Origin of the sequence: Enterobacter sp. BIDMC 26 (assembly GCF_000534435.1) — a bacterium.
GTDB classification, from domain to species: Bacteria; Pseudomonadota; Gammaproteobacteria; order Enterobacterales; family Enterobacteriaceae; genus Enterobacter; species Enterobacter ludwigii.
On the sequence record NZ_KI973182.1, the window covers coordinates 2,026,248 to 2,038,750 of the forward strand.

The following is a 12,503-nucleotide window of genomic DNA, read 5'->3' on the forward strand; positions in this document are numbered from 1 at the left end:
CCTTAATATCCACTTAACGCACCATCATGACACGCAGGCTACGCCCGGTCTCAGCGTACGGTCACATCTTATGCTTCGCTGGCAACAATCTGTTCAATCGTCCAGGGATGGAACTTCACGGTAACCTGTCCGTCAGTGACGGCCAGAGTAGGATTAGGCAGACGCTCACGTTCGCCTTTCGGGGAACTTGTTTTCACAAAAATGCCAGGCTTGCTCAGGCCCTCGTCAGACAACAGCGCCAGTGCACGAGCATTCAGCGTTTCGGGCTCACCCGGCAGGACAATTTCGATATGCTCCCAGCCTTCATGCGGATAGCGTTTCTCACCCGGCCAGGGCAATTCAACCACACTGAACTGCCAGTGAGCCACGCACACCGGTTCATGCAGTTTGAACAGGCAGATGGGGCGACCGTTGATGATGTTCTCTGAGAGTAACTCGCCACACTGTTCAAACCCGCGACGCCAGCGCTCGGCGGTTGCGTTCTGATGGCAGCGCAAGGAGATGTGATCGGCCTCAAGCGGCGCAATATCCAGACCAAGGCGGGTGGCAAGTTCTGTGAACGCCTGGGTGAAGCGCGGTAAATCTGCGGAAATATCATGCAGTTCGTCAATGGAGTGCCAGTTCGCCATACGTCAGTCTCTTATCGTGTCGCAAAGCCGCTAATTTACTCTGTTGCCCTCTTTCGACCAACCTCTGAATAGCGGTTTTTACGACTGCATGTTTATGCATGCTTTCTTAGCCTGGATTCTGAGCAATCTTCGGCCCCCGCAATGCTGACGCCAGAAGGCATTTGCAGTATACTCCCGCCCTAAATTCTTTAACTGGCGCGGGCGGTTATTTGCCCGCATCAAAAATGTAAGGTATCCAGGTGAATATTCAGGCTCTTCTCTCCGAAAAAGTCAGTCAGGCACTGATTGCCGCAGGTGCGCCTGCGGATTGCGAACCGCAGGTTCGTCAGTCAGCAAAAGTACAGTTTGGCGACTATCAGGCTAATGGCGTGATGGCAGTGGCTAAAAAACTGGGTATGCCGCCGCGACAACTCGCTGAGCAGGTGCTGACTCATCTGGATCTCACCGGTATTGCCAGCAAAACTGAAATCGCCGGCCCTGGATTTATCAACATCTTCCTTGAGCCTGCATTCCTGGCACGCCACGTTGACGCGGCGCTGAAATCTGACCGTCTGGGTGTCTCCCAGCCAGAAGCGCAGACCGTGGTGATTGACTACTCAGCGCCAAACGTGGCGAAAGAGATGCACGTCGGGCACCTGCGTTCCACCATTATCGGTGACGCGGCCGTGCGTACCCTGGAATTCCTCGGTCACAAAGTGATCCGCGCGAACCACGTGGGCGACTGGGGTACCCAGTTCGGGATGCTGATTGCTTACCTGGAAAAACAGCAGCAGGAAAATGCGGGTGAGATGGCCCTGGCAGACCTGGAAGGGTTCTACCGCGAAGCTAAAAAACACTACGACGAAGACGACGCTTTTGCCGAGCGCGCGCGCAGTTACGTGGTAAAACTGCAGGGCGGCGACCCGTACTTCCTCGAGATGTGGCGCAAACTGGTTGACATCACCATGTCCCAGAACCAGCTCACCTATAACCGTCTGAACGTCACCCTGACCCGTGACGATGTGATGGGTGAAAGCCTCTATAACCCGATGCTGCCTGGCATTGTGGCTGACCTGAAGGCCAAAAACCTGGCGGTTGAGAGCGAAGGCGCTACGGTCGTGTTCCTTGATGAGTATAAAAACAAGGAAGGTGAACCGATGGGCGTGATCATCCAGAAAAAGGATGGCGGCTATCTCTACACCACCACCGATATCGCCTGTGCGAAATACCGTTACGAAACGCTGCATGCGGATCGCGTGCTGTACTACATCGACTCCCGTCAGCACCAGCACCTGATGCAGGCGTGGACTATCGTGCGCAAAGCAGGCTACGTGCCGGATTCCGTGCCGCTTGAACACCATATGTTCGGCATGATGCTGGGTAAAGACGGTAAGCCGTTCAAAACCCGTGCGGGCGGTACCGTGAAGCTGTCCGACCTGCTGGACGAAGCGCTGGAACGCGCCCGCCGTCTGGTGGCCGAGAAGAATCCGGATATGCCTGCCGATGAGCTGGAAAAACTCGCCAACGCCGTGGGTATCGGTGCAGTGAAGTACGCGGATCTCTCCAAGAACCGTACCACCGACTATATCTTCGACTGGGATAACATGCTGGCCTTTGAAGGTAATACTGCGCCGTATATGCAGTATGCCTACACCCGCGTGCTCTCCGTGTTCCGTAAAGCCAATATCGATGAAAGCGCGCTGGCCAATGCTGAGGTGATCATTTCCGAAGATCGCGAAGCCCAGCTGGCGGCACGTCTGCTGCAGTTTGAAGAGACGCTGGCCGTTGTCGCACGTGACGGTACCCCGCACGTGATGTGCTCTTACCTGTACGATCTGGCGGGTCTGTTCTCCGGTTTCTACGAACACTGCCCTATCCTGTCTGCGGAAAGCGAAGCGGTCCGCAACAGCCGCCTGAAGCTGGCTCAGCTGACGGCGAAGACCCTGAAGCTGGGTCTGGATACCCTGGGTATCGAAACCGTAGAGCGCATGTAATAAACAAACCCGGCCATCGCCGGGTTTTTTATGTTCAAAAATATTTGCGCAGGTATTCCGTTAAACACAGGATTGCCATGGCCTGTCCATAGGGCATCGACGTGAGTGGGATCTGGCGATAGAACGCCAGATCGCTGCCCATCCCCGTACCGAACGACGTCTGCAGTAACTCCCCTTCCGGCGAGATATTTTCCACAATGCCGCGAATCGCTTTCTCCGCCACCGCAGCATATTCCGCGCCGACATAGCGTTTACGCACCGCTTTCAGAATACCGTAGGCAAAGCCTGCCGTGGCTGACGCCTCAAGGTAGGAATGCGGATCGTCGAGCAGCGTATGCCACAGGCCGCTATCGTCCTGACATTTGGCGAGGGCCGCAATCTGCGCGTTCAGCACCTGCACAAGGTAGCGACGAACGGCGTTATGTTCAGGCAAATCCACCAGTTCAAGGAAATCCGGGATCACGATGGTCAGCCAGCTGTTGCCTCGTGCCCAGCGTGCCTTCGCAAAGTTATGGTGGCCTTCGTAATTCCAGCCGTGGAACCACAGGCCGGTTTCGCGATCCATCAGGTTTTGCACGTGCAGCAGAAACTGATACACCGCCTCTTCAACGTACTCCGGTTTATTAAGGAGTTTGCCGATTTTCGCCAGCGGCAGAACCGTCATCATCAGCGTGTCATCCCACATCTGCTGAGAATTCTCTTCCGCCAGGGTGATGTGCTGCATGCCGCCATGGTCGGTGCGCGGCATCTCATTCATGGCCCACTCCGCCCAACTTTCCAGCCACGGCAGCCAGGCCGGGTTTCTGGTCTCTTCGTAACGATAAGCCAGCGTCAGGAACGGTGACATGGTATTCACGTTTTTGGTGGTCGCCCCTTCCCTGAAACGATCGGCAAACCAGCGGTCAATGATGTCACGCATCGCTTCGTCGCCCGTCTGGCAGTAATACTGCCAGATACCGTATAACCCCACGCCGTGGGTCCACTCCCAGCCTGCCCATCCTTTGGTGTCAATGACCCGCCCGTCGTCCAGGCGCAGTAAAAACTCACCTGTTGTATCGTGGATATTAACGAGGTTATGCGTCACCTTTTCAATCAGCGATTTCAGCTCGTCCCGGGCGATGAAATGCGCAGGCTGACGCAGGAGTGGACTGTGTTTGACCGGCCAAACTTTCATTATCTTAACCTCTGTTGTATGTCGAATTCAGTACCGCGCGCCCCTTCAGCGAAGGTGCCGCAGGCTTATTACGATTCAGATAACCGATGTTGTTATTGCCCCACAGCGACGCATAAGGCATACCGGCCAGCATCTCCACGGTGGCGCGGGCTTCTGGTGTCGCACTCTCAGGAATGGCGCGGCCAGACGCGCGCATTTTGGCGGTCTCTTCACGCAACGTGGTGTGGGTGTGCAAATTGAGTTTGAATCGCAGCGAGACCAGGAAGCCGCAGAACAGCACCAGAAGCGTTCCCACGCTCAGGATCAGCAGAATGGTGTGGCTCACTTCCGCGGGCTGGGTCTTCTGTCCGCTGACAAAGCCGGACATCTGCATCACAATACCCACCAGCATTACCGCCCCTGCCTGCGAGGCTTTACGGGTCAGCGTCATGATGCCGGCGAAAATCCCTTCGCGGCGCTGGCCGGTGATCACTTCATCGACATCAGCAATGTAGGTGTAGGTATTCCACGGTACATAGTTGATCCCACCGCGTCCCAGACCGGCAACTGCAGAGACCAGCAATAACAGAGAGTAGATATCACTCAGGCCCGCGTAATACAGCACGGCGTAGGAAAGCGATGCCAGGCCAAACAGCACCACGACCATCCGATAGGACGGCGCGGGTCCGAAACGAATGCACAGCGGGATCATGGCGATAACCGCAATAAACTGGAAGATGGCCATCGTGCCCAGCAGGCTGGAGGCCATGGATGCTTCCTGCATCAGCACGAAAACCACGTAGTAGGTAAACACGGCATTAAAGACGTCCTGGGCGATATACCCGCCAAGGTACATCCCCAGATGCTGACGAAAAATTCTCACGCGCAGCGTAGAGCTCAACTCCACAAACAGGCGGTTGAGGCTCTGCCCGAGCGACAGTTTCTTCTTCTCCTCTTCGGCACGCAGGGCGGCTTCGCTCCACTCTTCTCGCGGTCGCTCCCAGGTGAAGAACCAGACGAGCATCAGCATCAGCGCGCACAGCACGGAGAAGACCAGGCTTGCATAGAAAAAGGAGACCGCGTTGTCTTTGCCGAAATGCGTGAGCAGGATCCCCGGCAGGAATGAAGCCAGGATGGCAGACATTTGCGCCATCGAGATACGGGCACCTGAGAAGCGGGTTTTCTGTTTAAAGTCATCGGTCATTTCCGGCACCAGCGTTTCGTACGGCACCAGAATCATGGTGTAGACGATATCGAACACCAGATAGGTCAGCAGGTAATACCAGAAACTCATCTCCCCCACCCACATCAGGGAGTAGCTGAATACGCACGGGATCCCCAGCAGAATAAAGAACTTACGCCGACCGAAGCGCTTGCCGAGCCAGGTCGTGCCAAAGTTATCGGTCAAAAAGCCCATCAAAGGGCTGACGACGGCATCCAGTACCCTTGCGGCAGCAAAGATGAAGGTTGCTTCAATCGGGGAGAGTCCACAGAACGTTGTATAAAAATACAAAAGCCAGGCCGCCGTCAGGGCGGTGGTTCCCGCCCCGAGGAAATCGCCTGACCCGTAAGCAAGATAATTTGCGAGTCCAATTTTTCGTGTTTTCATTGCCGTCAACCCTACTCAGTTTTGGGAGACTCCCTGTAAGCAAAATCTGATCCGGGAGTTATTACACGGCTACAGTAAGAGTATCGACCTGGTGATACCTTTCTGTTTTTGCCATCACCGGCAAGCGGCTGGCAAAAATGCAAAGAGTGTCGTTACGCGTGTCACTGATTTATAAAACAGCGTTTCTTTTACATCAAAAGAGGAGGTCATTTTTTGCGAGCCAGCCATCAGAAATGGCTGATGGCGGGCGCAGAAGGCGGGGTATTAGCGGTAGTTGACGATGACGGAATTACGCTGAACTTTCAGCGCAGGGATCAGGCGTCCGCCGCCCGGCACTTCCCAGATAAAGCGCAAAGGTTCGACAGCAGGCACGCCGTTGAAGGCCTGAGTGGTGCCATTCTCTCCGTCAATTTCCGTACAGCGTGTCTGGGAGCACAGCCGTACCCGAAGCCCGGCAGGCGTTGGGCCAATAAGCGTGTAGTTCCAGACCACCAGGGTCATCAGACCGGACACCGGCTCAGTCGGTGATAGTGGTCGCGAAGACATGGCGACACCGCGATTGCTGAGGGTCACGCCAATACTGCTGGCCTGCCAGGTCCCTTCCCCGGCGGCCTGGGCCACCAGCGGAAAAAGTAAAATCCATAACCACTTACGCATTATTTTCCTCCTATCGTCGCCGTCATACGGATATGACGGTTATCCGACAACTCCATATTCGACAGCACGACCAGCTGGTTCAGGCTACGGCGCAGGAAGCGCGACAGCAGCGGACGCAGCGCATGGTTCACCAGCAGAACCGGTGGCGCACCCAGCATCTCCTGACGCGCCAGCGCCTCTTGTGTTTGCTCCAGCAGACGGTCGGCCAGGCCAGGTTCCAGCCCTCCACCGCCCTGCAGAGCCTGCAGCAGCAGACGTTCAAGCGGCGTATCGAGGCCGATAACCTGCACTTCCCCGGTGCCCGGGAACCACTGCTGCGTGATCGCCCGCCCCAGTGCCACGCGCACCACCGCCGTCAGTTCGTGCGGATCGCTTTGCAACGGTGCATGCTCGGCGAGGGTTTCCAGAATGGTACGCATATCGCGGATCGGCACTTTTTCCTCGAGCAGGTTTTGCAGCACCTTGTGCAGCGTGGTCAGCGTCACGACGCCTGGCACGAGATCTTCCGTCAGCTTCGGCATCTCCTGCGTGACACGGTCGAGCAGTTGCTGGGCTTCCTGACGACCAAACAGCTCTGCCGAGAATTGTCCAATCAGATGGTTCAGGTGGGTCGCCACCACGGTACTCGCCTCCACCACGGTGTAGCCCTGAATTTGCGCCTGCTCTTTCAGCGCGCTCTCAATCCAGATGGCAGCCAGGCCAAAGGCCGGGTCGATGGTTTGCTCGCCTGGCAGCGTACCCGCCGCGGTGCCCGGGTTAATGGCCAGCCAGCGGCCTGGATAAGCATCACCGCTGCCAATCTCTACGCCTTTCATCAGAATTCGATAGCGCGCAGGCGGCAGATCCATATTGTCGCGGATGTGAACCACCGGCGGCAGGAAGCCCATGTCCTGGGCGAATTTTTTACGGATGCTGCGGATTCGGCCCAGCAGTTCGCCATCCTGCTGGAAATCGACCATCGGGATGAGGCGATACCCCACTTCCATTCCCAGCGAATCTTCCAGTTGAACGTCGTTCCAGGTCGCTTCCACGGCCTGCGTGTTCTCCGGCATTTTTACCGGAGCAGGTTCCGCTGCCGGGGTCATCTCACGGCCACGCATCCACCAGGCAAGGCCCAGCAATGCCGCAGTGAACAGCAGGAACACCAGGTTTGGCATTCCCGGCACCAGACCGAGCAGGCCCAGCACCGCGGCGGCCAGCAGCATCACGCGCGGGTTGCTGAAGAGCTGCCCGACCATCTGCTCGCCAACATCCTGATCGGTACTGACGCGGGTCACGATAACCCCCGCCGCCGTTGAGATGACCAGTGCCGGGATCTGCGCCACCAGACCGTCACCAATGGTCAGCAGCGTATAGCTTTCCGCCGCGTGGCCCATGTCCATGCCGTGCTGCAGCACGCCCACCAGCAGGCCGCCGACCACGTTAATCACCATGATCAGGATGCCCGCAATGGCATCACCGCGAACAAACTTACTCGCACCGTCCATTGAGCCGTAGAAGTCAGCTTCCTGCGTCACTTCCGAGCGGCGCTTTTTGGCTTCATCTTCGGCAATAAGCCCGGCGTTCAGATCCGCGTCGATGGCCATCTGCTTGCCCGGCATCCCGTCAAGCACAAAACGCGCGCCCACTTCCGCGATACGTCCGGCACCTTTGGTGATAACCATAAAGTTAATGATGACAAGAATGACGAACACCACGATACCGATGGCAAAGTTACCGCCGACGAGGAAGTGGCCGAATGCCTCAACCACTTTACCCGCCGCAGCAGCACCGGTATGACCTTCCATCAGAATGATACGGGTTGACGCGACGTTCAGCGCCAGCCTTAACAAGGTGGTAAACAGCAGAATGGTCGGGAATGCGGCGAACTCAAGGGTGCGCTGGGTGAACATCGCCACCAGCAAAACCATAATGGACAACGCAATGTTGAATGTGAAAAGCAGGTCGAGGATGAACGCCGGAAGCGGCAACACCATCATCGACAGAATTAGCAGGATGAGAATCGGTCCGGCAAGGATCTGCCATTGCGTCGATTTCAGGTTGCCGGGCAGGCGCAACATTGCCACCAGATTAGCCATCAGTGTCCTTCTCGTTCATAAAATCCAGCGCGTCAGGCACCGGAAGGTTCTCAGGTTTCACAGGCCGTTGACCGCCAGCCAGACGCCAGCGTTTCAACTGCCATACCCAGGCCAGCACTTCCGCCACCGCGGCGTAGAGTTGTCCTGGGATCTGTTGTCCAATTTCCGCATGGCGATACAGCGCGCGCGCCAGCGGAGGCGCTTCGAGTATGGGCACCCGGTTTTCGGTACCAATTTCACGAATACGCAGGGCGATGAGCCCCGCCCCTTTCGCCACCACTTTCGGCGCGCTCATTTTGTTTTCGTCGTACTGCAGCGCAACGGAATAGTGTGTCGGGTTAGTCACAATGACGTCGGCTTTTGGCACATCTTCCATCATCCGTCGACGGGCGGCAGCACGTTGCATCTGGCGGATACGCCCTTTCACGTGCGGGTCACCTTCCATCTGCTTATATTCATCCCGAATATCCTGACGAGACATGCGCAGTTTCTTGAAGTGGCTGTAAAGCTGGAAGATAACGTCAAAACCCACCATGGGAATAATGCTGAGCACCACCAGCAGGGCACAGAGCCCGGCCAGGTTCAGCGCATTGCTCATCGCGGTTAACGGCGATTCACTGATGAGGCGCATCATTTCCGGCCAGTGGTGCCAGAGAAAAAAACCGCCGGTACTGCCCATCAGGACCGATTTCAGAATCGCTTTAAGCAACTCCGCACCGGTTTGCGCCGAGAACATTTTCGCAATCCCCGGCAGCGGGTTCAGTTTCGAAAACTTGGGTTGCAGCGATTTCCCGCTAAACACCAGACCGCCCAGCATTACGGGCGAGACCAGCGCCACCAGCACGACGCCGGTAATCAGGGGCAACAGCGCAAGCATGGCATCTTTAACGAGCAGGATTATCTGGCTGAGGATCAGGTTAGGGTCGTTGACCATACTGTGGTCAAAACGTAGGCCAGCCGAGAGCATTCCCGCCAGTTTGCGGGCGAGCGCCTCCCCACCCCACCAGATAATGCACACGCCTACGATGAGGATCAGCAGGGATGTCAGTTCTCGGGATCGGGGGACCTGCCCTTCCTCACGCGCTTTTTCTAGTCGGTGGGGTGTGGGGGCTTCCGTTTTGTCGTCGTTCTCTTCTGCCACAGTGCCTGCTCGCAGCCCATTTAGTCACGGGTATCATGCCAGCCTGACCTTTCATCAATGGGTTGAAAAAACCCAATAACCGGGTTCTTTTAGCCAGTTCAGCGTCGGAGCAATCGGGTGATGAGTAAAAAACGGCAAAAAAATTTGAGATAGCGTTTGGCAACACTGTCAGCAAGCAGGGCGTGAGCAAGGGCCAGCCACCCCAGCGTTATGCACTCAAAATTAAGCGGCATACCCTCAGGTTGCGCGTGCAACCTGAGGGTCATCACCTCAATCAGAAACCAAGGCTGTCCAGCAGGTCGTCTACCTGATCCTGGCTTGCCACAACGCCCGCTTTGGTGGCGTCGAGCTGTGGACCGTTGAGCAGGCTTTCGTTCTCGCGTTTTGGACGAGCGGCCGGTTCCGGAATGTTCTCCAGCAGCACCATCAGCAGCTGACGTTCAATTTCCTGAATCACATCCATCATGCGCTTGATAACCTGGCCCGTGAGGTCCTGGAAATCCTGCGCCATCATGATGTCCAGCAGCTGCGCGTTGGTAAAGCTGGTGTGGCCCGGCACATCGCCCAGGAACTGACGGGTATCCGTGACCAGCTCGCGGGCATCCGCCAGCTCGATTGGATTCTCAAACCACTCATCCCAGCGTTTGGTCAGCGCTTTCGCGCCTTTCTCCATCGCATCCTGATGCGGTTGTGACGCTTCAACGCTGTTCAGCGCACGTTCAGCCGCCTGAGCGGTCATCTGCACAACGTAGTCCAGACGATCGCGGGCATCCGGAATGGCTTCCGCCGCTTCAGCAATTGCCTGGTCCAGCCCCAGTTCACGCAGGCTGTCACGCAGCATGCGTGTCAGGCTGCCGATGCGGGCAATGATATCGCTGGGCGAGTGTTCTTCAACGGGTTTCATAGCAGGTTGCATCATCATAACCAACACCTCACATGCCGAGTTTCTCGAAGATCTTACCGAGCTTCTCTTCCAGGGTGGCCGCAGTGAACGGCTTCACGACATAGCCACTAGCGCCCGCCTGTGCTGCGGCAATAATGTTCTCTTTTTTCGCTTCTGCGGTCACCATCAAAACCGGCAATGACGCCATTCCCGCGTCCGCACGGATGGTTTTCAGCAGTTCCAGACCGTCCATGTTTGGCATGTTCCAGTCGGAGATAACAAAACCAAACCCGCCCGCCTGCAGTTTGTTCAGCGCATCAACGCCGTCTTCTGCTTCTTCAACGTTGTTGAAGCCCAGCTCTTTCAGCAGGTTGCGTACGATACGACGCATGGTGGAAAAGTCATCCACAACCAAAAACTTAAGCTCTTTATCCGCCATAAAATAATACTCCTGAGTCAAATACGTATTGCCTGTCCGGCACTGATTTTCGCCAGCATCTGCTGGCTTACCTGGCTAAGATCGACCACTTCGCTCACGCCACCCATATTGATGGCCTCGCGCGGCATGCCGAACACCACACAACTTGCTTCATTCTGCGCAATCGTCCAGGCGCCAGCCTGGTGCATTGCAAGCATTCCGGCGGCACCGTCGTTACCCATCCCCGTCAGGATCACCCCAACGGCGTTGCGCCCCGCATGTTTCGCCACCGAATGAAACAGCACATCCACCGACGGACGGTGCCGGTTTACCGGCGGCCCGTCATGAATTTTGATTTGATAGTTAGCGCCACTGCGCGCCAGCTCCATATGCTTGTCACCCGGTGCGATATACGCATGGCCGGGGAGTACGCGCTCACCGTCTTCCGCCTCTTTCACGCTGATCTGACACAGCTTGTTCAGACGCTCGGCGAACGAGCGGGTAAAGCCTGGCGGCATATGCTGCGTGATCAGAATACCCGGACTTGAAAGCGGCAATGGCTGGAGTACATGACGAATTGCCTCTGTTCCCCCGGTTGACGCCCCAATCACCAGCAGTTTTTCCGAACTGAGTAAAGGACCGGCCTTCAGCGTTACCGGTGCATCCATCGGTTTGTGCGCGGCAAGCTTCGCACGTGACGCGGTGCGGATCTTCTCGGCGATCATTTCGCTGTACGCCAGCATCCCTTCACGAATGCCAAGCTGAGGTTTGGTGACAAAATCCACCGCCCCTAACTCCAGCGCACGCAGGGTAATTTCAGATCCTTTTCCGGTCAGGGATGAGACCATCACCACTGGCATGGGCCGCAGGCGCATCAATTTTTCCAGGAAATCAATGCCATCCATGCGCGGCATTTCGACATCCAGCGTTAACACGTCGGGGTTATATTTTTTAATTAAATCCCGCGCTACCAGCGGATCAGGCGCTGTCGCCACCATCTCCATATCGCTGTGGCTATTGATAATTTCAGTCATGATCTGGCGCATCAGCGCAGAATCGTCGACAGACAACACCCTGATTTTACTCATGCTTTTTCCTTACTCAGCGCATATACCGTTTGCCCACGCAGGCTAAACTCACGCACGAGGTTGCTGAAGTTTTCCGAGTGCCCGGCAAACAGTAAACCGTCAGGCTTGAGCAACGGAACAAACCGACGCAGAATGTCCTGTTGCGTCGTTTTATCAAAATAGATCATGACGTTACGGCAAAAAATAGCGTCGAATGGCCCCGGCACGTTGTACTGCTTATCCAGCAGGTTAACGGGCGCGAATTCGACACAGTTCGCCAGCTCCTGGCGCACGCGCACCAGGCCTTCATGCGGGCCGGTTCCGCGCATGAAGTAACGCTGCAACTGCTGAGGTGACAGCGTTTTCAGTTCATCCTGGCGATACACGCCGTTGCGTGCCTTCTCCAGCACTTCGGTATCAATATCACTGGCGTAGACTTTCCAGCGTCCAGGCGCCATGCCCAGCGTGTCGGCAAGGGTGATCGCCAGCGAGTACGGCTCTTCCCCGGTTGAGGCGGCCGCACTCCAGACGCGATACTCCCCGCTGCGGCGACGCGCGTGCTCCGCCAGGACCGGGAAGTGGTGAGCTTCACGGAAAAATGCGGTCAGGTTGGTGGTTAACGAGTTAATAAAAGCCTGCCACTCTGCGCTGTTCTGGTTCGCTTCGAGCATGCTCAGATAGCGACCAAAATCGTCCAGCCCAAGCGTACGCAAGCGCCGCACCAGACGGTTGTAGACCATGTCTCGCTTATGATCGGCAAGCACAATCCCCGCACGCTGGTAGATTAACTGACATATCCGACGAAAATGCGCGTCGGACAGCGCGAGGCGCTGTGTCATCTGCAACAGTAATGACGTTTGCCCTGGGGGCATTGGTGATGTCATAGCGCCTTCTT

Annotated in this window: 11 protein-coding genes; 1 reads left to right on the plus strand and 10 read right to left on the minus strand. The window is 56.4% G+C overall.

All coding sequences use genetic code 11. The annotated features are described in order from the left end of the window. Window positions 1-68: 68 nt before the first annotated feature. Window positions 69-629, minus strand: a complete 561-nt coding sequence (locus L462_RS13770) for a VOC family protein (RefSeq protein ID WP_014170652.1) — start codon at window positions 627-629, stop codon at window positions 69-71. 239 nt (window positions 630-868) lie between these two features. Here L462_RS13770 and argS point away from each other — a divergent pair, with 239 nt between their 5' ends. After that, complete coding sequence (gene argS / locus L462_RS13765) at window positions 869-2,602, plus strand: arginine--tRNA ligase (protein ID WP_032678434.1); 1,734 nt, start codon at window positions 869-871, stop codon at window positions 2,600-2,602. 34 nt (window positions 2,603-2,636) lie between these two features. Here argS and L462_RS13760 read toward each other — a convergent pair whose 3' ends face one another. The 9 genes from L462_RS13760 to cheR form a co-directional block, all read right to left on the minus strand. Then, window positions 2,637-3,776, minus strand: a complete 1,140-nt coding sequence (locus tag L462_RS13760; protein WP_032678435.1) for a beta-galactosidase BglB — start codon at window positions 3,774-3,776, stop codon at window positions 2,637-2,639. A gap of 4 nt (window positions 3,777-3,780) precedes the next feature. Beyond that, window positions 3,781-5,364, minus strand: coding sequence for an MFS transporter (locus tag L462_RS13755; protein WP_025203842.1), 1,584 nt, complete (start codon window positions 5,362-5,364; stop codon window positions 3,781-3,783). A gap of 264 nt (window positions 5,365-5,628) precedes the next feature. Then, window positions 5,629-6,024 carry a flagellar protein FlhE gene (locus L462_RS13750; RefSeq protein WP_123266835.1) on the minus strand — a complete coding sequence of 132 codons (396 nt, stop codon included), beginning with the start codon at window positions 6,022-6,024 and terminating at the stop codon, window positions 5,629-5,631. Then, on the minus strand, window positions 6,021-8,099 hold the full coding sequence (flhA, locus tag L462_RS13745; protein WP_014170658.1) for a flagellar biosynthesis protein FlhA: 2,079 nt from the start codon (window positions 8,097-8,099) through the stop codon (window positions 6,021-6,023). Before flhA ends, L462_RS13750 begins: the two co-directional genes overlap by 4 nt. Beyond that, window positions 8,092-9,240 carry a flagellar biosynthesis protein FlhB gene (gene flhB / locus L462_RS13740; RefSeq protein ID WP_014170659.1) on the minus strand — a complete coding sequence of 383 codons (1,149 nt, stop codon included), beginning with the start codon at window positions 9,238-9,240 and terminating at the stop codon, window positions 8,092-8,094. Before flhB ends, flhA begins: the two co-directional genes overlap by 8 nt. Window positions 9,241-9,514: 274 nt before the next feature. After that, entirely contained in the window at window positions 9,515-10,159 is a 645-nt protein-coding gene (gene cheZ, locus L462_RS13735) for a protein phosphatase CheZ (protein ID WP_013096065.1), read from the minus strand. 13 nt (window positions 10,160-10,172) lie between these two features. Next, the gene (gene cheY, locus L462_RS13730) at window positions 10,173-10,562 is read right to left on the minus strand and encodes a chemotaxis response regulator CheY (protein ID WP_000763862.1); all 390 of its coding nucleotides are present in this window, start codon (window positions 10,560-10,562) and stop codon (window positions 10,173-10,175) included. Window positions 10,563-10,579: 17 nt separating this feature from the next. Continuing rightward, complete coding sequence (locus tag L462_RS13725; RefSeq protein WP_014170663.1) at window positions 10,580-11,629, minus strand: protein-glutamate methylesterase/protein-glutamine glutaminase; 1,050 nt, start codon at window positions 11,627-11,629, stop codon at window positions 10,580-10,582. Next, a complete protein-coding gene (gene cheR / locus L462_RS13720) occupies window positions 11,626-12,492 on the minus strand; it encodes a protein-glutamate O-methyltransferase CheR (protein ID WP_014170664.1) in 867 nt (288 codons plus the stop codon). The genes L462_RS13725 and cheR overlap by 4 nt, the downstream gene beginning before the upstream one ends. Window positions 12,493-12,503: the final 11 nt, after the last annotated feature.